Source organism: Clostridium sp. ZBS2 (assembly GCF_023845855.1).
Lineage (GTDB): Bacteria > Bacillota > Clostridia > Clostridiales > Clostridiaceae > Clostridium > Clostridium aquiflavi.
This window is the reverse complement of record NZ_JAMQIF010000006.1, coordinates 34,045-60,756: the sequence shown is the minus strand read 5'-3', so window position 1 is coordinate 60,756 and position 26,712 is coordinate 34,045. Positions and strand designations below refer to the sequence as shown.

27 protein-coding genes and 1 pseudogene are annotated in these 26,712 nt (G+C 27.7%); 2 read left to right on the top strand and 26 right to left on the bottom strand.

Annotated features, from left to right (window positions below):
• Positions 1-31: 31 nt before the first annotated feature.
• The 25 genes and pseudogenes from NG918_RS02835 to NG918_RS02715 form a co-directional block, all read right to left on the bottom strand.
• A complete protein-coding gene (locus tag NG918_RS02835) occupies positions 32-1,066 on the bottom strand; it encodes a rod shape-determining protein (RefSeq protein ID WP_252216373.1) in 1,035 nt (344 codons plus the stop codon).
• A 79-nt stretch (positions 1,067-1,145) separates the two neighbouring features.
• Complete coding sequence (gene spoIIID, locus NG918_RS02830; RefSeq protein ID WP_012423010.1) at positions 1,146-1,400, bottom strand: sporulation transcriptional regulator SpoIIID; 255 nt, start codon at positions 1,398-1,400, stop codon at positions 1,146-1,148.
• A 90-nt stretch (positions 1,401-1,490) separates the two neighbouring features.
• On the bottom strand, positions 1,491-2,216 hold the full coding sequence (locus NG918_RS02825) for a M23 family metallopeptidase (RefSeq protein WP_252216370.1): 726 nt from the start codon (positions 2,214-2,216) through the stop codon (positions 1,491-1,493).
• 172 nt (positions 2,217-2,388) lie between these two features.
• Positions 2,389-3,426, bottom strand: coding sequence for a stage II sporulation protein D (gene spoIID, locus NG918_RS02820; protein ID WP_252224409.1), 1,038 nt, complete (start codon positions 3,424-3,426; stop codon positions 2,389-2,391).
• A gap of 121 nt (positions 3,427-3,547) precedes the next feature.
• On the bottom strand, positions 3,548-4,810 hold the full coding sequence (gene murA / locus NG918_RS02815; RefSeq protein WP_252216359.1) for a UDP-N-acetylglucosamine 1-carboxyvinyltransferase: 1,263 nt from the start codon (positions 4,808-4,810) through the stop codon (positions 3,548-3,550).
• 61 nt (positions 4,811-4,871) lie between these two features.
• Positions 4,872-5,510, bottom strand: a complete 639-nt coding sequence (locus NG918_RS02810; protein ID WP_252224404.1) for a YwmB family TATA-box binding protein — start codon at positions 5,508-5,510, stop codon at positions 4,872-4,874.
• Between the two features lie 157 nt (positions 5,511-5,667).
• The gene (gene atpC, locus NG918_RS02805; protein ID WP_252216357.1) at positions 5,668-6,072 is read right to left on the bottom strand and encodes an ATP synthase F1 subunit epsilon; all 405 of its coding nucleotides are present in this window, start codon (positions 6,070-6,072) and stop codon (positions 5,668-5,670) included.
• A 13-nt stretch (positions 6,073-6,085) separates the two neighbouring features.
• Complete coding sequence (atpD, locus tag NG918_RS02800; protein ID WP_252216356.1) at positions 6,086-7,477, bottom strand: F0F1 ATP synthase subunit beta; 1,392 nt, start codon at positions 7,475-7,477, stop codon at positions 6,086-6,088.
• Positions 7,478-7,492: 15 nt separating this feature from the next.
• Positions 7,493-8,344 (bottom strand): ATP synthase F1 subunit gamma, encoded by an 852-nt coding sequence (gene atpG / locus NG918_RS02795; protein ID WP_252224396.1) that lies wholly within the window; start codon positions 8,342-8,344, stop codon positions 7,493-7,495.
• Positions 8,345-8,384: 40 nt separating this feature from the next.
• A complete protein-coding gene (atpA, locus tag NG918_RS02790; protein WP_252216350.1) occupies positions 8,385-9,899 on the bottom strand; it encodes a F0F1 ATP synthase subunit alpha in 1,515 nt (504 codons plus the stop codon).
• Between the two features lie 10 nt (positions 9,900-9,909).
• Complete coding sequence (locus tag NG918_RS02785; protein WP_252216347.1) at positions 9,910-10,449, bottom strand: F0F1 ATP synthase subunit delta; 540 nt, start codon at positions 10,447-10,449, stop codon at positions 9,910-9,912.
• 2 nt (positions 10,450-10,451) lie between these two features.
• Positions 10,452-10,931, bottom strand: a complete 480-nt coding sequence (locus tag NG918_RS02780) for a F0F1 ATP synthase subunit B (protein WP_252216345.1) — start codon at positions 10,929-10,931, stop codon at positions 10,452-10,454.
• Positions 10,932-10,981: 50 nt separating this feature from the next.
• Positions 10,982-11,197: an ATP synthase F0 subunit C gene (gene atpE / locus NG918_RS02775; RefSeq protein WP_017353571.1), complete on the bottom strand. Its 216-nt coding sequence runs from the start codon at positions 11,195-11,197 to the stop codon at positions 10,982-10,984.
• 32 nt (positions 11,198-11,229) lie between these two features.
• Positions 11,230-11,910, bottom strand: a complete 681-nt coding sequence (locus tag NG918_RS02770) for a F0F1 ATP synthase subunit A (RefSeq protein WP_252224393.1) — start codon at positions 11,908-11,910, stop codon at positions 11,230-11,232.
• 1 nt (position 11,911) lies between these two features.
• Positions 11,912-12,277, bottom strand: a complete 366-nt coding sequence (locus NG918_RS02765; RefSeq protein ID WP_252224391.1) for a hypothetical protein — start codon at positions 12,275-12,277, stop codon at positions 11,912-11,914.
• 983 nt (positions 12,278-13,260) lie between these two features.
• The gene (locus NG918_RS02760) at positions 13,261-14,442 is read right to left on the bottom strand and encodes an acetyl-CoA C-acetyltransferase (RefSeq protein WP_252216336.1); all 1,182 of its coding nucleotides are present in this window, start codon (positions 14,440-14,442) and stop codon (positions 13,261-13,263) included.
• Between the two features lie 128 nt (positions 14,443-14,570).
• Complete coding sequence (gene wecB / locus NG918_RS02755) at positions 14,571-15,719, bottom strand: non-hydrolyzing UDP-N-acetylglucosamine 2-epimerase (RefSeq protein ID WP_252224389.1); 1,149 nt, start codon at positions 15,717-15,719, stop codon at positions 14,571-14,573.
• A 127-nt stretch (positions 15,720-15,846) separates the two neighbouring features.
• Positions 15,847-16,341 carry a dCMP deaminase family protein gene (locus NG918_RS02750; protein WP_252216331.1) on the bottom strand — a complete coding sequence of 165 codons (495 nt, stop codon included), beginning with the start codon at positions 16,339-16,341 and terminating at the stop codon, positions 15,847-15,849.
• Positions 16,342-16,452: 111 nt separating this feature from the next.
• Positions 16,453-17,082 (bottom strand): uracil phosphoribosyltransferase, encoded by a 630-nt coding sequence (gene upp, locus NG918_RS02745; RefSeq protein WP_252216329.1) that lies wholly within the window; start codon positions 17,080-17,082, stop codon positions 16,453-16,455.
• A 45-nt stretch (positions 17,083-17,127) separates the two neighbouring features.
• Positions 17,128-17,577: a ribose 5-phosphate isomerase B gene (gene rpiB / locus NG918_RS02740; RefSeq protein ID WP_252224387.1), complete on the bottom strand. Its 450-nt coding sequence runs from the start codon at positions 17,575-17,577 to the stop codon at positions 17,128-17,130.
• 123 nt (positions 17,578-17,700) lie between these two features.
• Positions 17,701-18,750 carry an L-threonylcarbamoyladenylate synthase gene (locus NG918_RS02735; RefSeq protein WP_252216324.1) on the bottom strand — a complete coding sequence of 350 codons (1,050 nt, stop codon included), beginning with the start codon at positions 18,748-18,750 and terminating at the stop codon, positions 17,701-17,703.
• An 18-nt stretch (positions 18,751-18,768) separates the two neighbouring features.
• Positions 18,769-19,356: a hypothetical protein gene (locus NG918_RS02730; protein WP_252216388.1), complete on the bottom strand. Its 588-nt coding sequence runs from the start codon at positions 19,354-19,356 to the stop codon at positions 18,769-18,771.
• A gap of 81 nt (positions 19,357-19,437) precedes the next feature.
• The gene (gene prfA / locus NG918_RS02725; RefSeq protein WP_252216321.1) at positions 19,438-20,520 is read right to left on the bottom strand and encodes a peptide chain release factor 1; all 1,083 of its coding nucleotides are present in this window, start codon (positions 20,518-20,520) and stop codon (positions 19,438-19,440) included.
• A 265-nt stretch (positions 20,521-20,785) separates the two neighbouring features.
• Positions 20,786-22,550, bottom strand: a pseudogene (gene prmC, locus NG918_RS02720) (peptide chain release factor N(5)-glutamine methyltransferase).
• A gap of 29 nt (positions 22,551-22,579) precedes the next feature.
• Complete coding sequence (locus NG918_RS02715) at positions 22,580-23,167, bottom strand: thymidine kinase (RefSeq protein WP_252216319.1); 588 nt, start codon at positions 23,165-23,167, stop codon at positions 22,580-22,582.
• 177 nt (positions 23,168-23,344) lie between these two features.
• On the opposite strand from NG918_RS02715, the gene rpmE reads away from it, so the two are divergent.
• Both rpmE and NG918_RS02705 read left to right on the top strand, forming a co-directional pair.
• On the top strand, positions 23,345-23,554 hold the full coding sequence (gene rpmE / locus NG918_RS02710; protein ID WP_252216317.1) for a 50S ribosomal protein L31: 210 nt from the start codon (positions 23,345-23,347) through the stop codon (positions 23,552-23,554).
• 139 nt (positions 23,555-23,693) lie between these two features.
• The gene (locus tag NG918_RS02705) at positions 23,694-24,797 is read left to right on the top strand and encodes an MGDG synthase family glycosyltransferase (protein WP_252216316.1); all 1,104 of its coding nucleotides are present in this window, start codon (positions 23,694-23,696) and stop codon (positions 24,795-24,797) included.
• A gap of 47 nt (positions 24,798-24,844) precedes the next feature.
• Here the strand turns inward: NG918_RS02705 and rho are convergent, their stop codons facing one another.
• Positions 24,845-26,377, bottom strand: coding sequence for a transcription termination factor Rho (gene rho / locus NG918_RS02700; protein ID WP_252216315.1), 1,533 nt, complete (start codon positions 26,375-26,377; stop codon positions 24,845-24,847).
• Positions 26,378-26,712 lie beyond the last annotated feature (335 nt).

The window sequence follows — 26,712 nt, the reverse complement described above, 5'->3', positions numbered from 1 at the left end:
AAACTNNAGTTTTGGGATGATTTTATTCTTTTTATTCAATAAGAACTATTTCTTGAGAATTTAATTCATTGTCTAACTTATCTAATTGTCCTAAAACTGCTCCTGTTCCTTCAGCAACGCACTCAATAGCATTTTCAGCTATAGTTACTTCCACACCAGTTCTAAACTCTATGAGCTTATCAAGCCCATATAATAATGCACCGCCACCAGTCATTAATATGCCTTTTTCTATTATATCTGCAGCTAATTCAGGTGGAGTTCTTTCTAAGACTGTCTTAACTACATCAACTATAGATTCAACAGATTCTTCTAATGCTTCTCTAATTTCTTCTGTGCCTATTTCTAACTCATCTGGCAATCCTGTTACTAGGTTTCTTCCCTTCATCTTAGCAGTTAAACTTCTAGAACCTTTAAACGCTGAACCTATACCTATTTTTAAATCTTCAGCCGTTTTTTCTCCAATCATTATTTTATATTTATTTCTTACATATTTTATGATTGCTTCAGTAAATTTGTCTCCTGCAATCTTAATTGAAGATCTCTCAACTATTCCACCTAATGAAATAACAGCTATATCACAAGTTCCTCCACCTATATCTATAACCATGTTTCCATTAGGCTTTGTTATATCAATGCCTGCACCAATTGCTGCTGCCAATGGTTCTTCAATTAAATGAACTGTTTTCGCTCCAGAATTTCTTGCTGCATCAATAACAGCTCTTTTTTCAACTTCTGTAGCTTGAGAAGGTACACAGACCATAACCTTAGGCGCTGTAATATTTCTCTTTCCGCACGCTTTTCTTATAAATTCTTTTAACATTCTTTCTGTTATATCATAATTTGAAATAACCCCATCTCTCAATGGACGAACAGCAACTATATTTCCAGGCGTACGACCTATCATTCTTCTTGCTTCTTCACCCACAGCCAATAATTTATTATTATTTTTATTTATGGCTACTACAGATGGTTCTTTTAATATTACACCTTTGCCTTTTACATAAACTAGCACAGTAGCTGTACCTAAATCAATTCCAAGGTCTGTCCCAGTTCTCCAAAACCACATTCATCATTCACTCCTAAATCGCATATTCTTACCATTAATAACATTTTTCTACTAATTCTATATTATAAACCTATTATGTTTATCGTTCAATAGCTTTATACTTCATTTTTGTAGCTTTTCCACCTCTAATATGACGTTCAGCTTTATTTAATTCTAATATTGTATGGGTTTCTTCTGCTATTATAGGATTTATTTTAGGCAATCTTTCTGTCATGTCTTTGTGAATAGTACTTTTACTAACCCCAAAAACTTTTGCAGTCTTTCTTATTGTGGCTTTTGAATCTATAATATATTTAGCAACTTCTAACACTCTTTCCTCTATATAATCCTTCAAACTATACAACCTCCTTAAAATAATATTTTAAGAATAACTCAATAATAATTATTGAGTTATTCATTTAGTAAGAATTTTTTCCTTAAACTTTTATTTAAGTTTAATATATTTTTCTGGATTTACTTGTTCTCCATTTGGATTAATTACTTGTAAATTCAAATATTCACCAAATGTTTCTTTATCATATAATTTAGCTGTATCTCCAATCTTAGCGATTACTTGATTGGCTGTAACTTTATCTCCAGCTTTTACAGAAACATTTTTATCAAGATTTCCATACCTTGTCTTTAATCCATTGGCATGTTTAATTTCTACTACTGTACCCTCTTCAACGCCTGCATTTTCTACAACATCAACAATTCCATCTGCAGCTGCTTTAACTTCTGTTCCAATTTTAGAACTTATATTTACACCTCTTATAGTTCTGTATAAATTATCTTCTACTTTTACTGGTGCTGGATAAGTATATCCTCTACTTATTTTTCCCTCTATTGGATTTGATAAGTTAACTGTTGTTGAAGCAACACTTTTAGCAGTTTCCTTAGAAGCAGTTTCTTTATTTACCTTGGGTTCATCTTTTGCAGTATTCTCTACTCTCTCCGCATTTGGAATTTCATTTGTAACGCTTTTATCATTAATATTTAAAGTTAGCTCTTTTTCTGGTTGTTGAACCTTTGCAACTTCATGTTGGTTACTTATTCTTTTATAAGAAACAGTTCCTACAGCAGCCATAACGCAAAGGCATAGAAATAAAGCAATATAAAAGCTCTCCTTTCTTAATAAGTCTCTAAACTTTCCTTTAAAATTTTTGTCCATATTAACACCTCCTTTTTTCATTATTTCCCTTTTGTAGAAATTAATACACTAATACTGTTTTTTTATATATAAATTAAAAAATAAAAAAACAAGCCATATTATTTATTTTTAATAATATAGCTTGTTTTCTTATAATTTAATTTTGAATTTATATATTTCCAATAAATTCAAATTATTTATAAGTTATATTTTTTATTTCAACCCCATCATAATAATGAGTTAATATTTCATTATATTTTTTACCATCTTTAGCCATAGCATTAGCCCCCCACTGACTCATTCCAACTCCATGACCATATCCAGTACAATCTATTTTTATAATATTATCTTTTATTGTCCAATTAAAATTTGTGGAATTTAAATTAAATAATTTTCTAAATTCAGTTCCCTTTATAATTTGATCACCTATCTTTAATTCTTTTACTGCTCCCCCCTCTGTATATGAATCTATATTCATACTAGAACCTATATTATTTTTTAATAAATTTAAATTAGAATAATTTTTATTTATTTTATCTATGAAATCATCTAAATTAACTTCTATAAAGCTTTTGTATTTAGGAGCAATTTCTTCACCTGTACTATCTGTAGATTTTAAATATGGTATATCATTTGAAAATACATCTTTAGCACTTTCTGTTTTTCCTGAACTAATTGCAAAAAATTGTGGATATTCCAACACTTTTCCATCATAAACAAGTACTTGTCCTTCTGTATCTTTAACTGCTTTTTTTATCTTATCCCAATTTTTATTACCATCTTTTTCACTCCACTTTTTCATTCTCTCATTCTTGTCCATATATACTTGACAATGAGTCGTATCACATATTTCACCTTCACTCTCGCTGGCTTCTTTACAAGGATTGTTGAGTTTGTTTATATAATAAGTTCTTGCAGCTACAGCTTGTGCTTTTAATGCATCTTCATCAAAATTAGCTGGCATTTCACTTGCCACTACTCCAATAATATATTCTTCTATATCTATTTCATCAAGCTTGTCTTTATCTTTTCTATATAATTTAACCTTTTTATTTTTAGGCAGCTCTATTTTATATGTTTCTTTCACTACACTGTTATTAATTTCAAATGGTTTAAATATGTTAAAATCAGAATTTAAAAAAACTATTGGGGATAATATTAATATTATAAGTATTATTAATGTTATTAGTATTATTAACTTTATGTCTTTATTAAATTTGTTACTCCTCATAACTCTTTCCTCCCATACCCTACATCTAAATATATGCTCAAAATCAAGAATTATGTTAAGCCATTAAATATATAAAATAAAATATAATTTTAAAGGGTAAGAATTTACTCTCACCCTTTATTTATACATCTATTCTATAGATTTCAGCACCAAGCTTCCTAAATTTTTCTTCTACATTAACATATCCTCTATCTATATGATATATATCTCCTATTTCTGTTTCTCCTTCTGCAGCTAATCCTGCTAATATCATTGCTGCTCCTGCTCTTAAATCTGTTGCTTTTACTTTAGCTCCAGTTAGCTTAGGTGCACCATCAATTATAGCAGTTCTTCCATCAATTTTTATATTAGCTCCCATTCTTAATAATTCTGTAACATGCATAAATCTATTTTCAAATATAGTTTCAGTTATAATACTTGTTCCTTTAGTTAAACATAATAAACTCATCATTTGAGCTTGCATATCAGTTGGAAAGCCTGGATATGGTAATGTTTTTATATCAACTGGTCTTTTTTCTCCTGTACCATCTACTATAATTGAATCATTCTTTAATCTATTAAATTCAATTCCACATTCTTTTAGTTTTTCTATGACAGGCCTTAAGTGATCTTCATTTACTCCATTAATTTTTATAATACTATTTGTTATTCCTGCTGCTATCATAAATGTTCCTGCTTCAATTCTATCGTATATAGGGGTATAACTTATTCCTTTTAATTCTTTTACTCCATGTATAGTTATCTTTCCTCTTCCTGCACCTTCTATATTAGCTCCCATACTATTTAAAAATCTTGCTAAATCTTCGATTTCAGGTTCTTCTGCTGCATTTTCTATTATCGTTGTTCCATTTGCTAATATTGATGCTGTTAAAATGTTTTCAGTTGCACCTACTGATGGAAAGTCTAAATATATTCTATTTCCCACTAAATTTTTAGCTTTAACTTCAACAAATCCATGACCAATATTAATATCAGCCCCAAGAGCTTTGAATCCTTTTAGATGTAAATCTATAGGTCTACTTCCAATATTACATCCACCAGGTAGTGATAATTTACAATATCCAAATCTTGATAGCATAGGACCCATTATCAAAAATGATGCTCTCATTTTTCTAATAAGATCAGTATTAGCATCAACAGGATTTAAATTTTTAGTATTAATTTTTAATTTATTATTTATTTTTGAAAAACTAATATTACAATTTAATTGAGATAACAATTGACAAATAACTTCTACATCTTCCAACATAGGTGTGTTGTTTATAGTAATATCTTCTGGACATAATATAGTAGCTGCAATTATAGGTAAAACTGAGTTTTTAGCACAACTTATATCAACTTCACCTTCTAGTTTTTTTACACCTTTAACTATTATTTTTTCCATATTATCCTCCATAATTAATTGTTAAACAACCAAAATAAATTGTATATTTATTTTGGTTGTACTAGTATGTTGTAAATATTATAGGTGTTCCAATAATTATATAAGATTTGTCATTATAGCTAACTAGTGCAAAATTCATCTTTTCACCTAATTTTGAAATCCCAGTTCCTGTATAACCATTGCTAATACTCAACATATTTAAATTCACAAGAGATATTAATTCACTAAAATCATTTAATGATTTATCATTATCTATTCTTCCTTTATAATATAAAAATATTTGCACATCTTCCACGTTGGTTTTTTTTATGTTCTCTACTAATTCCTCTAAATGTTTTGTATCATATTTAGAATTTGTATTTATTAAAGTTACTTCAACATATGTGTAGCTATCTTTTTCCCACAAATTAACACAAGCTTTAATATTTTCATTAGAAACATCAAAACTTCTATCATCAACTTTAGTATATTTTCCTTTTAATTCATTAATCAAATATTTTTTTAAAAATATTTGTTCTACATTAATATTTTTTTTAGTTTTAAATTGTACTTTTAATCCGTTTTCTTCAAAATAACTTTCATTAACTATGCTATTTTCTAAAGTATAAAAAGATTCACTATTAATGTCCTTAGCTGAAATAGCTGCCATATTAAAAAATAAAAATAATATGAGCAAAAATAAACTATATTTAAACTTCATATTTATACCCCCTATTCATTTTTTAATTATGAACAGCTATTTAATTTTTTATTCCATTTATTTAGTTAAGTTTATAATATCAATATATAAATTTTTCGCTAATTTGTGCCAAATAAAAGCTAAAAAAAAGCTTAAGAGGATATTCCTCTCAAGCTTTTTAATTCATTTTTTTTAAGTTTATTCTCTCAATAGATTTTAATAATGCTAATTCTGCTCTTTCTTTATCGTATTTATTTCCTTCAAGTAATCTTTTTTCAGCTCTTTCTTTTGCTTTTTCTGCTCTATTTAAATCAATATCGTCAGAAAATTCAGCAGAATCACTAAAAATTGTCATTTCATTATTAAACATACTTGCGATTCCTTTAGAAACAAATAGCTTTTTATCTTTTCCTTCAGCATCTGTAAATTCTACAATAGATGATATCGTACTTGTTACCATATTAGCATGATTTGCTAATATCTCTAATCTTCCTATACTATTTCTTAAAAATATTCTTTTTATATTACCATTAAATACGTCTTTATCAGGGGTAACAATCTTTAATAAAAAGGTATCAGCCATACTAATCATCTCCCTATGCTAAACTTTTAGCTTTTTGTACAGCTTCATCAACTGAACCAATGAATAAGAATGCTGATTCTGGTAAATCATCATATTTACCTTCTAAAATTTCTTTAAACCCTCTTATTGTTTCTTTTACAGAAACATATTTTCCAGGCATTCCTGTAAATTGTTCACCTACTGTAAATGGTTGTGATAAAAATCTTTGTACTTTTCTTGCTCTAGAAACTACTGCCTTATCTTCATCAGATAATTCATCTACACCTAATATAGCTATGATATCTTGTAATTCCTTATATCTTTCAAGTATGTTCTTAATTTTTGTAGCCACATTATAATGTTCTTCACCAACAATTCTAGGATCTAATATTCTAGATGAAGATTCTAGTGGATCTACTGCTGGATATATTCCTAATTCAACTATACTTCTTGATAGAACTGTTGTTGCATCTAGATGTGAGAATGTTGTTGCTGGTGCTGGGTCTGTTAAGTCATCAGCAGGAACATAAACTGCTTGAACAGATGTTATAGAACCACTCTTAGTTGATGTAATTCTTTCTTGAAGTGCACCCATTTCAGTTGCTAATGTTGGTTGATAACCAACAGCTGATGGTATTCTTCCAAGTAATGCTGAAACTTCTGATCCAGCTTGAGTAAATCTAAATATGTTATCTATAAATAATAATACATCTTGACCTTTATCTCTAAAATATTCAGCCATAGTTAAACCTGTTAATGCAACTCTCATTCTAGCACCAGGTGGCTCATTCATTTGACCAAATACTAAGGCTGTTTTATTTATAACGCCTGAATCTTTCATTTCATGGTAAAGATCATTACCTTCTCTTGATCTTTCTCCAACTCCAGTAAATACTGATAATCCACCATGTTCTTTAGCTATATTGTTTATTAATTCTTGAATTAATACTGTTTTTCCAACTCCGGCTCCACCAAAAAGACCTATTTTTCCACCTCTTTGATATGGTGCAAGCAAATCTATAACCTTGATACCTGTTTCAAACATTTCTGGTTCAACGGCTTGATCTTTAAAGCTTGGTGCTGGTCTATGAATTTGATAAATCTCTTCAGCATCTACATCTCCTGCATTGTCAATAGGCTTTCCTAATACATTAAAAAGTCTTCCTAATACAGCTTCTCCTACTGGTACAGAAATAGCTTTTTCCGTATCAATTGCATCCATTCCTCTTTTTAATCCTTCAGTTGCTTCCATAGCAATTGTTCTTACTATATCATCACCAACATGTTGCTCAACTTCAGCAATTAGCGTTCTTTCTCCCATATCGATACTAATTGCATTGTATAAATTTGGAAGAGAATCTGAATCAAACTTTATATCAACTACTGGTCCAATTACTTGAACTACTTTTCCAATTTTACCAGGCATAAAAATACCTCCTTACTATTTTTGAGCTTCTGCTCCTCCAACTATTTCTGATATTTCTTGGGTAATAATTTGTTGTCTTATTCTGTTGTATTTTAGATTTAAATTATCTAATATATCATTTGCATTTTGAGTAGCTCCGTCCATTGCTGTCATTCTTGAACTTTGTTCACTACATTTAGCACTTAATAAAATATTTCTAAACTTACCTTTTAAATGAATATTTAATGCATTAATTAAAACTTCTTCATTATTAGGTTCAGTTATAAATTCTTCTGATACACTAGTAATTTTTTCTATTGGTAAAAGTTTTTCTGCTTTTGGTTCTTGTTTTACTGGAGAAACAAAATCTAAGTATGCAACATTAATTTCTGAAACTTCTCCATCTTTATACATTTTAAGAGCATTTTCAAAAACAATTTTAACTTCCTTTACTGTTGGTATATCTGGTATATCAACATAATCGGCTACTGTATCAAGACCTATTCTTTTTATATAACTTAAGCCTTTACTTCCAACAGTAATTACTTTTATGTTTTCTTTTTCATCTCTAATTAAACTATCTAAGTAAGATACTACAGTGTTATTATAACTACCACATAAGCCTGTATCTGATGATACTAAAATGTATAATTTATACTTACTTTTGTTAGATTTAAAATAAATATTATCATCATCTCCTGAAATAGTTGATGCAAGCTTTTCTATAATTTTTTCAGTTTCTTCAAAAAACTTTTTATTTGTTAATAATTCTTTTCTAGTTTTTCTTAACTTAGAAGTGGCAACAAGTCCCATAGCATTAGTTATTTTTCTTGTACTTTCTACTGACTTTATTCTTCGTTTAATTTCTATAAGTCCAGCTGAACCCATACTTTCTACCTCCTAAAGAAGGGCATAGCTTAAAACTAAGCTATGCTTCTTGTAAAAATATCTTTTTAAACTCAACTATCGCTACTTCTAATTTAGCTTTTATTTCATCTGTTAAAACTTTTTCTTCAGCAATTTGTTTTCCTAATTCTCTATAATGAGTATCTACATATTCTAACAATTCTTTTTCAAATTTCTTTATATGTTCTACTTTTATATCAGATAAGAAATCATTAACTGCTGTATATAATATAACAATTTGTTTTTCAACTTCTAAAGGTTTGTATTGATCTTGTTTTAATATTTCTACCAATCTCTTACCTTTTTCAAGTCTCTTTTTAGAATCTTTATCTAAATCTGATCCAAATTGAGCAAATGCTGCTAATTCTCTATATTGTGCAAGTTCTAGTCTTAATGTACCTGTTACTTGCTTCATTGCTTTAATTTGAGCATTACCACCAACTCTTGATACTGATATACCAGCATTAACAGCAGGTCTTTGTCCAGAATTGAATAAATCAGATTCTAAGAATATTTGACCATCTGTAATTGATATAACATTTGTTGGTATATATGCTGTTATGTCTCCAGCTAGAGTTTCTATTATAGGAAGAGCTGTTAGTGATCCTCCACCTTTTTCATCTGATAATTTAGCTGCTCTTTCAAGCAATCTTGAATGAATATAGAAAACATCTCCTGGATAAGCTTCTCTGCCTGGCGGTCTTCTAAGAAGTAATGACATTGTTCTATAAGCTACTGCGTGCTTAGATAAATCATCATAAACTATCAATACATCTTTTCCTTGATTCATGAAGTATTCACCAATACTACATCCTGCATATGGAGCAAGATATTGTAATGGAGCAGAATCTGCTGCTGTTGAACTTACTATTATACTATAATCCATAGCACCCATTTCAGTTAATGTATTAACTATATGTGCAACTGTAGATTGTTTTTGTCCAATAGCTACATAAATACATATTACATCTTTTCCTTTTTGATTTAATATAGTATCTATAACAAGTGCTGTTTTTCCTGTTTGTCTATCGCCTATTATAAGTTCTCTTTGACCTTTACCTATTGGTATCATTGAGTCAATAGCTTTAATTCCTGTTTGTAATGGTTCATTAACAGAACTTCTATCTATGATGCTAGGTGCTTTAACTTCTATAGGTCTAGTTTGATTTGTGTTTATTGGGCCTTTTCCATCAAGTTCTTCACCTAATGAATTAACAACTCTACCTATTAACGCTTCACCTACTGGAACTTCAACTATTTTTCCTGAACCCTTAACAATATCTCCTTCTTTTATACCTTCTTCATTTCCTAAAAGAACACATCCGACATTGTCTTGTTCTAGATTTAAAGCCATTCCATATACATCATTTGGAAATTCTAGTAATTCGCCTTCCATACAGTTATCTAATCCATAAACTCTTGAAACTCCATCTCCGACTTGAATTATAGTACCAGAATCTACTGTTTTTATTTGTTTTTCATATTTTTCTATCTCTTTTTTGATAATAGAAGTTATTTCTTCTGGCTTAATATTCATGGATTCACCTCTATTTCTGTTTAAGCATTAAATCTTTCATTTCTTCTATTTTAGATTTGACAGTATCATCTATTACATCATTACCAACTCTTACATAAACTCCACCTAATAAATTACGATCTACTTCAGTTTCAAATAAAATATTTTTATCATATTTCTTTTGAAAAATATTTCTTAAGTTATCAAGTTCATTTGATAAAAGTGGTATAGCTGTTTTTATAATACCTTTTAATGTATTTTTTCTTTCAAGATCTATCTTTTCCATCTCATTTAATTTTTCTCTAAGATAAAGTATTCTATCTTTTTCAATTAATATAAGAAGAAAAGAAAGTAACTCTTCATCAATCTTGTTTTTAAAAATACTAATAAATGTTTTCTTTTTTTTCTTTGTACTTATTTGAGGATGTTTTATTACTTCATGAAATTCATGATTATTTTCAATAATCTCACAAATTTCTCTTAAATCTTGTAAGTATTCATCCACTTTTCCTTTTTTTTCAGCAACTTGGTAAAGTGCTAATGCATATCGCCTATCTAAGTATTCATACATAGCTACATACCTACCTTAGTAATAAAATCGCTTATAAGTTCTCTATGTTTACTTTCATCTATGTTTTCTTCTAAAGCCTTAATTGAAAGTTCTATAGCTAAATCTACTGCTTGTTTTTTTATTTCATACTCAGCTTTTTCTTTTTCACGTTGTATATCAGTTTTAGCTCTTTCTAATAAAGATTTAGCTTCTTCATTAGCATCTTCTACTATTTCATCATATACTTTATTAGCTTTTACTTTTTGATTTTCGGTAATTTTTTTACCTTCTTCTTTAGCTGATTGCAATATTCTTTGATTTTCTAGTAGATACATTCTTGCTTTTTCTGAGTCTTCATCAACTTTTAATAATTGTTCATCAACAAAATCTTGTCTTTCATTAATTATACCTTTTATTTTGTCCCAGAAAAAATGCTTTAAAATAGCAACTAGAATACAAAAGTTAATTATTGTCATCAAAATTACTGAATAATTAGTTTCCATATCCTTATCTATATCCTCCCTTCGGAGTCAATATAATCAACTCATAAATATTATTTTGTTAATATCATAAATGCAATTATTAATCCATAAATAGCTGTTGCTTCTGCAAGTCCAGCTCCTATGATTAATGCAGTTTGAATTTTACTTGCTGCTTCTGGTTGTCTTGCAATTGCTTCTGTAGCCCTTCCTGTAGCTATACCAATTCCAATACCTGCCCCTAATCCTGTTAATACAGCAATACCTGCTCCGATAACTGCTAAATCCATCGTAATTCCTCCTTAAAATAAATAATTTTTCACTAATGTTCTGCTGTTGTTTTAATATTAATTATAGTTAACATAGTAAATACTAGCATTTGGATTGTTCCATCAAACAAATCAAAATATCCATGGACTATTATTGGTAAACCAATTTGAGCTACCATGCCTATATGTCCTAATGCTTTGTATACTAAATCAACTAAAATTGTCGCTGCTAACATGTTACCAAAAAGTCTGAGTGCTAAAGATACAGGTAACATAACTCTTTCCATAATATTTATAGGTAACATACCTATAAATGGATGTCCAAAACCTTTTAAATATCTGCCTAAGCCATTTCTCTTAATTGCAGTAAAATTAATAACTACAAATGTTGTAATTGCAAGACCAACAGTTACACTTAAGTTTTGTGTTGGCGGTTTTATACCAACTAATCCTGTAAAATTTAATAATAGTAAGTAAATTATCAATGTACCTACATAGGGTACAAACCCTACATAACTTTCTCCCATAGTATTACTAACAAGTGAAGTTACTGTTTCATAAAACTTTTCTAATGCAGCTTGTTTCTTATCTGGCTTTTGTTTTAAATTCCTTGTTAGTAAATATGCCGTTATTGCTACAGCTAGAATTATTATCCATTGAACTATTACTTCTGGAATAATATCTACTGGGAAATCTCCAATTTTAAAGGAAAATACAACCTTACTGGGTTCCACTTTAAACACTTCCTTTCTTACTGTTTATACAGTTAAATGTTAAAAATACATAATGTGAGATAAAGCCACACATATAACAAGAAATGTATTCTACATTTTTTATAAAAGGTAATGATGCTAAAATTACAATACCTATTTTTAATGGTACACTCATAGTTATGTATTTATTTTTATTACTATACCCTAAAAAACTTCTGGTAATATACACATTTATCATAAAGTTAATTAAAGATACTATAATACCTGCTAAATATATACTTGCATCCTTAAAAGAAAAAAGGATACTTATAATTAAAGATACTAAAAGTCCACCCCTTAAATCTAATTTAATCATATCTTTAAGAAGTTTAATCGGCTCTCTATTCATAACTCTCTCCTCTTGACTTCAATATGAGATATTATATAACCATATCAATGTTTAATAAAATACTATTTATAGTAATAAATTGCTTTTTATTCTCGTAATATGTGTTTATCTTCTATTTCCTTTGGTATATGCAGGTAAATTTCTCATTTAATCAGATTATCTTTAAAAATAAAATAATCAACATCAGTTCTTGCAATTATCAGAATATTCATTTTTTTGAATATTTTCTTTTTTTTTATGGTATCGTTTTCTGATGTTATTTTACATGAATATACAAGTTTTATTAAACTTTATTCAATTTTTTTGTTGGATTTTTTTGTAATTTTGTAAAACGTTGTCGTTTTTGTTTTTGTACTAATGAATATAAAAAATTTGCTTTATTCAATTTTTTTTTTTTATATTCATTGATAAACCCAGTTACAGGCTTATAATCACTTTATTAAGTAGTATTTATAATTATTTAATTCAATATTGTTCTTTACATCTTGCATATATTCTTATTACATATACCATTAAATAGAGCAAAATTTGAAATTTGTAGGAATTCATTCATAACTATTATATTTATGTTATGTAATTTTATTACCTTTTATTATAATAAATTATAATAATTTATTATTACTGTATAAAAAAAACTACACTTATAAATTAACTTTTTATTTGTAAATTACAATCTTTAAATCTTATTTATTAATTTAATTAAAAATTAATAACTAGAATTTTAAAATTATGATTAAAATCCTTAATCTTTCTAAGATAATATGCTTTAAAATACTTATTAAGAACCTTTCATTTAACTTTCCAGTGTCAATTTTCAACTAAACATTTACCTTAACCTAGATTTTATAAACCTTTTAAACTTTAAAAAACGGTATTCTAAAAGTTATCCACAAATTCTTTAATAATATAAATTCCTAAAGAATAAAAAAATTGCTATGATTAATAATCATAGCAATTTTCTTAAGAGTAATTAGTACTACTAATTATAGTCTTTCAACTATAAGAGCAGTTCCCATTCCTCCACCTATACAAAGTGTTGCTAAACCTTTTTTAGCATCTCTTTTTTCCATTTCATGAAGTAATGTAACAAGAATTCTACCACCAGATGCTCCAACTGGATGTCCTAATGCGATAGCTCCTCCGTTAACATTAACTTTTTCCATATCGAATTTTAAATCTCTAGCAACTGCTAAACTTTGAGCTGCAAAAGCTTCATTAGCTTCGATTAAATCCATATCGTCTATTGTTAAGTTAGCTTCTTCTAAAGCTTTCTTAGTTGCATGGAATGGTCCATATCCCATTATAGATGGATCTAATCCTTTTGATCCGTAAGAAAGTATTTTAGCTAATGGCTTAACTCCTAATTCTGCTGCTTTTTCAGCACTCATAACAACGAAAGCTGCTGCTCCATCATTTATTCCTGAAGCATTACCTGCTGTTACTGTTCCTTCTTTAATGAAGGCTGGTTTTAATTTAGCTAAAGATTCTTTAGTTGTTCCAAATCTTGGGAATTCATCAGTATCAAATACTTTTGGTTCTCCCTTTCTTTGTGGAATCATAACTGGAACTATTTCATCTTTAAATCTTCCAGTTTCAATTGCTTTTTGAGCTTTTTGTTGAGATGAAGCTGAGAAAGCATCTTGTTCTTCTCTAGTTAATCCCCATTGTTTTGCGATATTTTCAGCAGTAACACCCATATGATAGTTGTTAAATGCATCCCATAATCCATCTTTTATCATAGTATCTGTCATTTTAGCGTCGCCCATTCTTTGGCCCCATCTAGCACCTGGTAATACATATGGTGCTGCTGACATGTTTTCCATACCACCAGCAACTATAACATCAGCATCTCCTGCTTTTATCATTTGAGCTGCTAAACTAACTGCTCTTAATCCTGAACCACAAACTTTGTTGATTGTCATTGATGGAATTTCTACTGGTAATCCTGCTTTAACAGATGATTGTCTAGCTGGATTTTGTCCTAAACCAGCTTGTATAACATTACCCATTATAACTTCTTCAACAGCTTCTGGTTTAATACCAGCTCTGTTTACAGCTTCTTTAATTACAGTTGCTCCTAATTCTACTGCTGGAACAGTTTTTAATGATCCACCAAAGCTTCCAAGAGCTGTTCTTACTGCACTTACAATAACTACTTCTTTCATGTGTAAATCCTCCTAAAAATTATATATGTTTAATATCCTTATCGTTAAATTATTAACATAACATAATTATACATTTATTCTTTTTATTAATCAAGACTTTATTGTTAAATTTTAGACAAAGTTTATATTTATATTTTAAATTCTTCAACTTCTTTTTCACTTAACTCAAAATATCTCAATATAGAATCTACTATTCTAATTGAAGCAACACCATCTCCGTATGGATTTACTGCTTTACTCATATTACTATATGCATCAACATCATTTAATAATTTATTTGCTTCACTAACTATTTTTTCTACATCAGTACCAACTAGTTTAACTGTTCCATATTGTACTGCTTCTGGTCTTTCTGTAACATCTCTTAATACTAATACTGGTTTTCCTAAATGTGGTGCTTCTTCTTGTAATCCACCTGAATCAGTCATAACTAAATATGATTTATTCATTAAATTATGAGTTTCTTTAGTGTCTAATGGTGGTAATAAATGAACTCTGTCTAAATTGCCTAATTTTTCAAACACTACATCTTTAACAATTGGATTCAAATGAACTAAATATACTAATTCAACATCTTCATTATTTAAAACGATTTGCTTTAATGAATCACAAATATTATTTATTCCTTCACCCCAATTTTCTCTTCTATGAGCCGTTACCATTATAACTTTTTTATTAAAATCTATTTTCTTTAATTCATCATTTTCAAATTCATAATTTTCCTCTACTGTATACTTCATAGCATCTATAACAGTGTTTCCAGTTATATAAATAATATCTTCTGAAACACCCTCTTTTAATAAATTCTCTTTAGAACTTTTTGTCGGTGCAAAATGTAAATCAGACAAGTTTCCTGTTAGCCTTCTATTCATTTCTTCAGGAAATGGGAAATATTTATTAAACGTTCTAAGTCCAGCTTCTACATGACCAACTTTTATTTGCTTATAAAATGCTGCTAATGCTCCTGCAAAAGTTGTTGTAGTATCTCCATGTACTAATATCATATCCGGCTTTTCTTGTTCAAATATTTCTTCTAATCCCTCTAATACTTTATTTGTTATTCCAGTTAAAGTTTGTCTTGTTTTCATTATATTTAAATCAAAGTCTGGTTTTATATTAAATAACTCTAAAACTTGATCCAACATTTCTCTGTGTTGAGCTGTAACGCACACCTTAGATTCTATTTCTTCTCTTTTTTTTAGCTCTTGAACTAATGGAGCCATTTTTATTGCTTCAGGTCTCGTTCCAAATATAGTTATAACTTTCTTTTTACTCATAGTATTTCCTCCAATCTGCGATAATAGATCTTACATACTTATTTTTTATATATAAAAATCTATTAATTCTTGTTAATATTTTTTGCATTATGTTTGTATATATTCTAAATTTAATCTATATAATTTTTTAATAACCAAAGTCCTCATTTATGTTTAATGAATCATCATTTTTTACCCAATCTTCTACATCTATTTTAATGTAATCTTCTTTATCCTTTCTTATAACAACATAAGAAATTCCGGCATTAATTATAAGTCTTTTACACATAGAACAAGAATTAGCATTTTCCACATATGCTCTTGTCTTAACATCTCTTCCTACTAGATATAATGTTGCTCCAATCATATCTCTTCGTGATGCACTAATTATAGCATTAGCTTCACTATGTACACTTCTACAAAGTTCATAATGTGTTCCTCTAGGGACTTGTAATTTTTCTCTTATGCAACTATTAATATCTATACAGTTCTTTCTTCCTCTTGGAGCTCCGGTATATCCTGTTGATATTATTTCATCATTTTTAACTATTATTGAGCCATAATTTCTTCTTAGGCATGTACCTCTTTCCAATACAGTTTCAGCAATATCTAAATAATAATTTTCTTTGATTGTTCTTTCCATTTTTAATTCTCCTAAAAATAACATTATTTATGTTAATTATAACAGATAAATTTAAAAGGAGTATCTTTAAAATTTTTATTTAAGATACTCCTTTTGTAATAATATAAAATATTATTTAGTTCCGAATAATCTGTCTCCGGCATCGCCTAATCCAGGAACTATATAACCTTTTTCATTTAATTTTTCATCTACAGAAGCTACATATATATCTACATCAGGATGTTTTTGTTGTACTAATTCTATTCCTTCTGGAGCTGAAATTAAACACATTAGTTTTAAATTCTTAGCCCCTTTTTCTTTTAACATAGTTAATGCATCTGCTGCTGAGCCACCTGTAGCAAGCATTGGATCTACAACTATAACATCTCTTTCTTCTATATCTTTTGGAAGCTTACAAAAATATTCTACTGGTTGTAATGTTTCTTCATCTCTATATAATCCTATATGACCGATTTTAGCAGCTGGTATTAAACTAAGAACACCATCAACCATTCCAAGACCTGCTCTTAAAATAGGCACTATAGCCATTTTCTTTCCAGAAACAACTCTACATTTTGTTTTACAAACAGGAGTCTCAATTTCTACTTCATCCATATTTATATCTCTTGTTGCTTCATAAGTTAGTAACATTGAGATTTCTTTTACTAATTCCTTAAAATCCTTTGATCCTGTATCCTTACTTCTTACCATCGAAAGCTTATGTAGCACTAATGGATGATTAACTTCAATTACTTTACTCATATTTATCCCTCCAAAATTAAATGTTTAAATATATTAAATTTAATATTATTTACTGTGTTTAGCTTCTATTGCACTAATCTTATCTATTCTCTTTTGATGTCTATCACCTTCAAACTTAGATGATATAAAAGTTTTTACTATGTCTAAAGCAAGACCAGTTCCAACAACCCTTTGACCTAATGTTAATATATTTGCATTATTATGTTGTCTTGTTGCATGTGCACTAAAAGTATCTGAACATAATGCAGCTCTTATACCTGCAACCTTATTAGCAGCAATTCCTATACCTATTCCTGTACCACAAACTAATATTCCAAGTTCGAATTCCTTAGCTACAACAGCTTCTGCTACTGGTAATGCTATATCTGGATAATCGCAAGATTCTGTTGAATGTGTACCAAAATCTTTAACTTCATGTCCTTCACTTTCTAGAAATTTTATAATTTCTTGTTTTAATTCAAATCCACCATGATCGCATCCGATTGCTAATTTCATAATCAAAACCTCCATACTATAATATATCTATTCATAAAAAAAGAAGAAAAAGCAGATTATTAAACTTTATCTTCCTCTTATTTTAAGCAATAATCAAAATCTTATTTATATATTCTTGTAAAATTATACTTCTATAATATCAAATCCAGCGGCTTTATTTAGTCTATTCATAATAGCTATTCCTACACCTTTTTCTTCATAAGCCTCTGCTAATATTACATCTGCACCTAAATCATCGCATTTTCTTAATGATTCAAATAAATTTTGTGCAACCATAAGTAAATTTTCTCTACTGCCTAGTACTACTTTGATTCCTTTATTATATTCTTTTTCATTTTCTTGTATTGTAAGTATACACACCTTTTTATTATTATCTATATAATAATCTACCATTTCTTTCATTTTTTCAATAGTTTTTTTTCTTTCACCTGAAATTATCTTAACTTTAGCTTTAGGTGCATAGTGTCTATATTTCATTCCTGGTGCTTTTGGTTTTAAATCACCAGTACTCTTTTTCATTATAGCTCCATCTATTTCTATTTTATTATCTATCTGTTTTAACATTTCTAAAGTTATTCCACCTGGTCTTAATACTAATGGTGGATTAACTGTACAATCTAATATTGTTGATTCTAATCCTATATCACTTTTATTTCCACCGACTATACAGTCTACTCTACCTGACAAATCTTCTATGCATCTTTCTACATCTGTCGGGCTAGGTCTTCCACTTATATTAGCAGATGGTGCTGCAATAACCGTATTAGACATCTCTATTAATTTTAATGCTATTTCATTATTAGGCATTCTTATTCCTATAGTATCTAAATTTGCACTAGTCATATTAGGAATTATAGACTTCTTCTTTAAAATTAATGTTAATGGACCTGGCCAATATTTGTCTATTAATTTTTGAGCTATTTCTGGTATATCTTCAACTAAATTTTCTATATTTTTTGATGCAACATGAACAATTAAAGGATTATCTTGAGGTCTTCCTTTAGCTATAAAAATTTTTTTAACAGCATCTTCATTTAACGCATCAGAACCTAATCCATATACAGTTTCTGTTGGAAAAGCAACTATGCCACCATTTTTTATTATTTGTGCTGCTTCTTTCATTTTTTCTTCATCATCAATAATATTATTAATTTTTATAATATTGGTATTCAAAATATGTGCCTTCTTTCTTTAAACTATTGTTTGTCCTCGTGCAATCTTTATATTTTGTATACTATAATCAGTATATATAGCTTTAACACAATTTCTATATATGCAGTCTAATAATAAATACTTCTTTAATCCGCCTTTTCTTACTATTTGAAAATAATAGGTTTTATTTGGATTTTTCTCCTGTATCTTATCATATTCCTTTTTTATTTTAGGATGTCTTTTAAGAAAATTAGCATCTACAGTTCTCAATAGACTATTTTTAAATGAGACACTTGTAATAATAATTATTTCCATATCATAATCCGATTTATTAGTATGTACTAAAACAACTTTGTCACATAATATTAACGATGTTGTTGTTAATATTCCTGTTTTAAACGTTAGACGATTATTATTACATCTGTATTCTACCTTATATCCATTTAATTTAATAAGTATAGAAATTACTATTAAAAATTCAATAAAGGTTAAATATATTAAATAAAATACATTTAAAAGATTAGTTATTAATAAAACTGCCGGTAGTGTAGTTGCTAATATTATCATAAATATTATAAATCTTTTTAAAGATGATTTTTCTTTCTTTATAGCAGTATAAATATCTATAACATCACCCCCTATTATTTAAAAGCCTCACATTCTAAAATGTAAGGCTATTAAATAATGTCTGACATTTAAAGCAATGTCTTACATTTCACTATTTCCCATTTTTTGCATTTTTTCTGCTTGATCTGCAGTTATTAATGCATTTATCATTTCTTGAACATCCCCATCTAAGAATGAATCTAATTTATATAATGTTAATCCTATTCTATGGTCAGTAATTCTTCCTTGTGGATAGTTATATGTTCTTATTCTTTCACTTCTATCACCAGTTCCTACTTGGCTCTTTCTATCTGCAGCTATTCCATCTGCTCTTTCTTGTTCTGCTTTTTCAAATAATCTTGATCTAAGAACTTTCATAGCTTTTTCTTTGTTTTTTAATTGAGATTTTTCATCTTGACATGATACAACAAGACCACTAGGTAAATGTGTTATTCTTACAGCTGAGTCTGTAGTATTAACGCATTGTCCACCATGACCAGAAGCTCTAAATACATCTATTCTAACATCTTTGTCTGCTATTTCTATTTCAACATCATCAACTTCTGGTAATACTGCTACTGTTACAGTTGAAGTATGTATTCTTCCACTAGATTCTGTATCTGGAACTCTTTGAACTCTATGTACTCCACTTTCATACTTTAATTTTGAGTATGCTCCATTTCCTTTAATCATAAAGACAACTTCTTTAAAACCACCAATATCAGTTTCATTTAAACTCATTATTTCTGTAGACCATCTTTGTCTTTCAGCGTATCTTGTATACATTCTAAATAAATTGTATGCAAATAAAGCAGCTTCTTCTCCACCTGCTCCACCTCTTATTTCAACAAAAACGTTCTTATCGTCATTTGGATCTTTAGGAAGTAATAATATTTGAATTTCTTTTTCTAATTCTACTTCTCTTTGAGATAAAGATGATATTTCTTCATTAAGCATTTCTTTCATTTCTTTATCGCTTTCTTCGTTTAGCATATCTTTATTAACTTCTAAATCTTCAATTACTTGTTTGTATTCTTTATATGCATTAACAATGATTTCTAGGTCAGATTGTTCTTTGCATAATTTTCTCCATTCATTTTGATTTTGCATAATTGATGGATCACTAATTTTAACTGATAGTTCATCATACTTATTTTCTATAAAGGCTAATTTATCTAATAACATTTAATCACTCCGTAATTCATTTTTACACATATCATATATAAAATATTTTTAATAATATATTTTAATTTCACTTCAAAAATTTCGTTAAATATGGTCTTATTAAATGAAATATTATTTCCTTAAATTCAAGACCACTTAGTATTATAGCATATTTTTAAACTCTTAATCAATAATCAGGTATATATAGAATGTATTCTTTAGTTAATTAAATTTATTATACCCTCTTATATAAAAATAAATTTATAATAATTTTACATTTAAGTTGTTATTTATAATATTTTCCTAGTACTACTCTATCTAATCCTGCTAAATCTTTTATTATTTTTACTTCAATAAAATTCTTTTCTTCCATTAATCCTTTTACATCAGTACCTTGATTATAACCTATTTCAAATGCTAATATTCCGCTTTTATTTAAAACACTTATACTTTCATTTATTATTCTTTTATAAAAATCTAATCCATCTTTTCCACCACTCAAAGCTGTGTGTGGTTCATAATTTTTAACATCTTCCATTAAATCATTTATTTCACATTCTTCTATATATGGGGGATTAGAAACTATAATATCATATATCTTTGCTTCATTTATGCTTTTATTCAGTAGGTCACTCTTTATAAAACTTGCTCTATCTGAAACATTAAATTTTTCTATATTAATTAATGTAACTTTTTCTGGACTTTCATAATAATCAATTAAATCTACATTAATATCTTTTCTTAAATTAGCTAAAGCTACTCCTATCGCACCTGAACCACAGCATAAATCACATATATTTTTGCTATTATTTTCATCTATATATTTTAAAACTTCCTCAACCAATATTTCTGTATCTGCTCTTGGAATAAGTACTCCTGGTTCTACATAAAAATTCATATTCATAAATTCACATTCATTTAATATATATTTAACTGGCATTTTTTCTTTTCTCTTATTAACAAGTTCCATATATATTTTTTCATTTGTTTCATCTATTTTTTCTTCTCTATGCGTTATTAAATATATCTTTTCTTTATTTAATACTTTACCTAATAATAATTCTGCATCTAATCTTGAAGTACTAATTCCACAGTCCTTCAAAATAGCAGTTCCTACATTTAATAATTCACCTATATTTTTATTATTCATCATCTTCAATACCTTCCGCTGCTTTAAGTGATGCAATTGCAACTTCTATCTGATAATCATCTGGTTCCTTTGTAGTTAAGTATTGTAATTTTAATCCTGGCCATGCAATTGCTTTTGCCAAAGAATTGTTATTCTTTCCTAACCATTTTATCAATTCATAAGTAATCCCTGTAATTACAGGTATTAATACAATTCTTAATATTAATCTTTCGGTGATACTTCCCCATCCTGTAAAAGAAAATACAATTATACTAACAAACATTATTAAAAATAAAAAATTTGTTCCACATCTAGGATGAAATCTACTACACTTTTTAACATTTTCCACAGTTAACTTATCCTCATGTTCATAACAAAATATAGTTTTATGCTCTGCTCCATGATATTCTAGAACTCTATATATATCGTCTAATTTACTTATAATAAACATATAGCCTATAAGTATAATTATTCTAATAATAGCTTCTATAAAATTTAACAAAACATGAGATATAGTAAAATTTTTAAACAAAGCTGCTATACTAGTTGGCAATAATACAAAAAGAGCTATAGATATCATAAATGAAAATATTAAAGTCATAGCCATGATTAAATCATTTGATTTATCTCCTAATTTTTTATTAATCCATTTTTCAAATTTTGAAGGTTCCTCATCTTCATCAAAAAACGATGCAGAGTAATTTAATGAATTCATTCCAACTTTTAATGAATCAATTAATACAAAAAAACCTCTTAAAAAAGGAATATTTAAAAATTTATATTTTTTAGTTATTGATTCTGTTTTATCCATCTTTATTTCTATATTTCCTCTTGAAGTTCTAACAGCTGTAGCTAAACCTCTGGTACCTCTCATCATGACACCTTCAATAACTGCTTGACCTCCGACATCGCATCTTTTCATATCTCTTCTCCCCAATTATCATTTATTTTTCAATTAATCTTTTTATATTTGTAATAACATTCACCACATAAAGATTCATAATGAACATCATTTTCTTCATCTATTGCCACTTGTTGTCCTTGAAATACAAATTTATCATTAATTTTTCTACCATTTAATATAGCTTTTTTTCCACACGCACATATTGTCTTCATTTCTTCAATGCTATGTGCTAATAATAATAATCTTGTACTACCTTCAAATCCATTCATTTTAAAATCCGTTCTTAATCCATAACATATAATAGGAATATCTAATGTAACAGCAATCTTAAATAACTGATCTATTTGATTTGATTTCATAAATTGTACTTCGTCAACTAATAGACAATCAATTTTTGATTTTTGATTTATATATTCTGATACTAAATCAAAAATATTATCTTTTTCTGAAATCATAATATCTACTTTTTTTTCCACACCAAGTCTAGATACTATTTTATCTCCACCTTTATTATCAACAGATGGCTTTATAATAACTACATTCATTCCCCGTTCTTCATAATTATACGCCACTTGCATTAAATGAGTAGATTTTCCAGAATTCATTGCTCCATACCTAAAATATAATTTGCTCATGCTTAAATACTCCTCTTCTTTTAATTATCTTAATCGATTATAACATTTAATACATATGTAAAAAAGAGCTTTTTACTACCATAAATTTGTATTGACCGTCATATTACGCTATGATATAATTTAATAGCTATTTAATAATAGTAATAATAAGTTAACTTATTGGAAGAGGTGAAAAATATGAAACAAGGCATACATCCAGAATACCACACAGACGCAGTGGTTAAGTGTGCATGTGGAAACACTTTTACAACTGGTTCTGTTAAAGAAGAACTTAAAGTTGAAATATGCTCTAAATGCCACCCATTCTTCACTGGTAAGCAAAAGATCGTTGACGTTGGCGGTAGAGTTGAAAAATTCAACAAAAGATTCAATCTTGATACTAAATAGAACGTTGAGGGAAAGACTTAGTCTTTCCCATTTTCTTTTTATGCATATATAATTAAAAGCTCTATAAAATAATATTTAAAAATTATGTTAAACATGATAAACTACTTGTATGTAATTTAGTAGAAATGAGTGGAATTTAATGAAAAAAGTTTTAATTTTAACAACTTCTACGGGGCAAGGTCATAATCAAGCTGCTGATTCTATATCAGCAACATTTAAAAGCTCTGGATATGAAACTGTTAAATATGATTTCTTATATAAAGGTAGTAAATTTTTAAGTGATTTAATTGTAAAAGGATATGAAATTCTAGCTTGTAAGCTTCCATATTTTTATGGATTATTTTATAAGTTAACAGACACCAAATTTACTAATAAATTATTAAAAATAGTTTTTTTCTTTACTAAAAAGAAGTTATTTAAATTAATAAATGATACTAAACCAGACATAATAGTGGCTACTCATGCATTATCTATAAATATAGTAACAGCATTTAAAAAACAAGGATTGAATATTCCTTATATATTAATAGTTACAGATTTTAAGGCACACTATACTTATATAAGTGATTCTGTAGATGCTTATATTACTGGAAGCAACTACACAAAACACTCTTTAATAAATAAAGGAATAAATCCAGATATAATATATCCTATTGGTATTCCTATTAAGAAGATTTTTTATAATAAAAATAGTTCTCTTAAAAATTTAAATGATGAATATTTTAATTTATTATTAATGAGCGGAAGTCTTGGATTAAATACAATTTCATTAGTTTTAAAAGAATTATTAAAAAATCCTCATAAATTAAGAATAACAGTAGTTTGTGGAAAAAATAAAAAATTAGAAAAATCATTATATGATTATTGTTCTAATAATTCTTATAACAATAAAAAACTACATATTTTAGGATTTACAAAAGATATTCCTACATTAATGGATTATTGCGATATAATAATTTCAAAACCTGGCGGATTAACCGTAACTGAATCTATTGTGAAAAATATTCCTTTAATAATTCCTTTTGCAATTCCTGGTCAAGAGATGGAAAATACAGATTTTTTAGTTAAATCCGGTTACTCTCTTTACGTAAAAGATTTAACTCAATTAAATAATACTGTAAATCATTTAATTGATAATCCTATAGAATTGCAAAATTTAAAAAATAAATTAATGCTACAGTCATCTAACTATAGTGTAGATGAAATTGTAAATATAGCTGAAAATTTAACAAATAAAAAATAAGTAGAATTTTAAAACTTCTACTTATTTTTTACTTAATACATTATTTTTTATCTGTTATTCTGCTTTCTTTTTTCAAACTCTACTTTCTTAAATACATTTATAAACTCTTTATTATCTGCAGTTTTAGATAACATACCTATAAGATTTTCTGTTACATCTTCTATGTTTCCATCTCTATACATAACTTTTCTTATTGTATATGCTACTTCTTGTTCTTCTTTAGAGAATATTAGATCTTCTTTTCTAGTTCCTGATTTATAAATATCAATTGCAGGGAATATTCTTCTCTCTTGTAATTTTCTATCAAGATGAACTTCCATATTTCCTGTTCCCTTGAATTCTTCAAATATCATATCATCCATTCTAGATCCTGTATCTACAAGAGCTGTTGCTAAAATGGTTAAACTTCCACCCTCTTCAATATTTCTTGCAGCTCCAAAGAACTTTTTAGGCATTATTAATGCTCCTGGATCTAATCCACCTGATAAAGTTCTGCCTGTTGGTGTTATAGTTAGGTTGTACGCTCTTGATAATCTAGTTATACTATCCATAAGTATCACAACATCTTTACCTTGTTCAACCATTCTTTTAGCTCTTTCTAATACTATTCTTGACACTTTAGCATGATTTTGAGGCTCTTCATCAAATGTTGAATATATTACTTCTCCATTTATAGATCTCTTCATATCTGTAACTTCTTCCGGTCTTTCATCGATAAGAAGAACTATTAGCTTTATATCAGGATAATTTGTAGATATATTTTGTGCTACTTTTTTTAATAAAGTTGTTTTTCCCGCTTTAGGTGGGGCCACTATAATTCCTCTTTGCCCTTTACCTATAGGGCAGATTATATCCATAAGCCTTGATGATAAATCCTTTTCATCAGAAGTCTCAAGTCTTAATCTTTCTTTAGGGTAAATTGGTGTTAATGTTTCAAAATATTTTCTTCCTATTGCCTTTTCAGGATGTTCACCATTTACCTTTTCAACAAATAAAAGAGCTTTAAATTTTTCTCCTTCTTTTGCTTCTCTTACTTTACCTTGTACTTCATCACCTGTTCTTAAATTAAATCTTCTAATTTGAGAAGGTGAAACATAAATATCTTCACTACTAGTTAAATAATTTTTACATCTTAAAAAACCAAAATTATTATTTTCTAGTATCTCTAAAATCCCCTTAGCACTGTTAGATTCGCTTATCATGTTATTTAATTTTTCTTGTTTTAATGCTGGATTTTCCTCATTACTTTTGATACCAGTCTTATTATCTGTATTATTATTAAAACTATTACTATTATTATTAAAATTACTATTATTACTACTATTATTTGAAGCATTATTAGTAAAAGTAGTGTTATTATTAGTAACATTATTACTAATAAACTTATTATCATTTCTTACTTTTGAAGATATTTTTTCTCTTAAAATAACACCTTCTTTTTCTACTGTATTAGGTGATTTTTTTAATATTTCATCTATCAGTTCATTCTTTTTATATTTTGATATATTCTTTATTTCTAATTTTTTTGCAACATCCTTTAATTCAACTAAAGTCATGCTTTCATATACTTGCTTTGTCAAGCCAGCACCTCCAATTTTAAATTAACAAATAAATTATTGCGATAAAAATCATAATAATTTTATTCATTAGCTTCTTATAAACTAATTTAAATTTCTCATTAATAAAAATGCATACTTAAAATTTTATTATTTATATTTCAATTAACATCAGCTTAGGGAATTCTTTTAAGATTCTAAATCAAGATATGTATAAAATAACACTTTTAAATTCTCTTATAACTTATTATATCCAAATAAATATTGCATTAAACATATTTATATCGCATTTATATATTTAAAGTATTACTAATATTATAATTACTTTTAAGATATTAGTAAATATATAATTATTTTAA

What these genes read in the sequence shown, in the direction of transcription:
- spoIID (WP_252224409.1), bottom strand. Translation starts at nt 3,426, where the DNA reads ATGAGGAGTAACAAATTTAATAAAGACATAAAGTTAATAATACTAATA.
- atpA (WP_252216350.1), bottom strand. Translation starts at nt 9,899, where the DNA reads ATGAATATTAAGCCAGAAGAAATAACTTCTATTATCAAAAAAGAGATA.
- atpC (WP_252216357.1), bottom strand. Translation starts at nt 6,072, where the DNA reads ATGGCTGATACCTTTTTATTAAAGATTGTTACCCCTGATAAAGACGTA.
- NG918_RS02750 (WP_252216331.1), bottom strand. Translation starts at nt 16,341, where the DNA reads ATGGAAAGAACAATCAAAGAAAATTATTATTTAGATATTGCTGAAACT.
- NG918_RS02705 (WP_252216316.1), top strand. Translation starts at nt 23,694, where the DNA reads ATGAAAAAAGTTTTAATTTTAACAACTTCTACGGGGCAAGGTCATAAT.
- NG918_RS02760 (WP_252216336.1), bottom strand. Translation starts at nt 14,442, where the DNA reads ATGAAAGAAGTAGTTATTGTAAGTGCAGTAAGAACAGCTCTTGGAAGC.
- rpmE (WP_252216317.1), top strand. Translation starts at nt 23,345, where the DNA reads ATGAAACAAGGCATACATCCAGAATACCACACAGACGCAGTGGTTAAG.
- NG918_RS02825 (WP_252216370.1), bottom strand. Translation starts at nt 2,216, where the DNA reads ATGGACAAAAATTTTAAAGGAAAGTTTAGAGACTTATTAAGAAAGGAG.
- atpE (WP_017353571.1), bottom strand. Translation starts at nt 11,197, where the DNA reads ATGGATTTAGCAGTTATCGGAGCAGGTATTGCTGTATTAACAGGATTA.
- atpG (WP_252224396.1), bottom strand. Translation starts at nt 8,344, where the DNA reads ATGGGTTCAGCTGGACTTATAGAAATTAAACGAAGAATAAAGTCAGTA.
- NG918_RS02810 (WP_252224404.1), bottom strand. Translation starts at nt 5,510, where the DNA reads ATGAAGTTTAAATATAGTTTATTTTTGCTCATATTATTTTTATTTTTT.
- NG918_RS02780 (WP_252216345.1), bottom strand. Translation starts at nt 10,931, where the DNA reads ATGGAAACTAATTATTCAGTAATTTTGATGACAATAATTAACTTTTGT.
- murA (WP_252216359.1), bottom strand. Translation starts at nt 4,810, where the DNA reads ATGGAAAAAATAATAGTTAAAGGTGTAAAAAAACTAGAAGGTGAAGTT.
- NG918_RS02835 (WP_252216373.1), bottom strand. Translation starts at nt 1,066, where the DNA reads ATGTGGTTTTGGAGAACTGGGACAGACCTTGGAATTGATTTAGGTACA.
- wecB (WP_252224389.1), bottom strand. Translation starts at nt 15,719, where the DNA reads ATGAGTAAAAAGAAAGTTATAACTATATTTGGAACGAGACCTGAAGCA.
- NG918_RS02765 (WP_252224391.1), bottom strand. Translation starts at nt 12,277, where the DNA reads ATGAATAGAGAGCCGATTAAACTTCTTAAAGATATGATTAAATTAGAT.
- prfA (WP_252216321.1), bottom strand. Translation starts at nt 20,520, where the DNA reads ATGTTATTAGATAAATTAGCCTTTATAGAAAATAAGTATGATGAACTA.
- rpiB (WP_252224387.1), bottom strand. Translation starts at nt 17,577, where the DNA reads ATGAAATTAGCAATCGGATGCGATCATGGTGGATTTGAATTAAAACAA.
- atpD (WP_252216356.1), bottom strand. Translation starts at nt 7,477, where the DNA reads ATGCCTGGTAAAATTGGAAAAGTAGTTCAAGTAATTGGACCAGTAGTT.
- NG918_RS02785 (WP_252216347.1), bottom strand. Translation starts at nt 10,449, where the DNA reads ATGTATGAATACTTAGATAGGCGATATGCATTAGCACTTTACCAAGTT.
- upp (WP_252216329.1), bottom strand. Translation starts at nt 17,082, where the DNA reads ATGAGTAAAGTAATTGAAGTTAATCATCCATTAGTGCTACATAAGCTT.
- NG918_RS02715 (WP_252216319.1), bottom strand. Translation starts at nt 23,167, where the DNA reads ATGAGCAAATTATATTTTAGGTATGGAGCAATGAATTCTGGAAAATCT.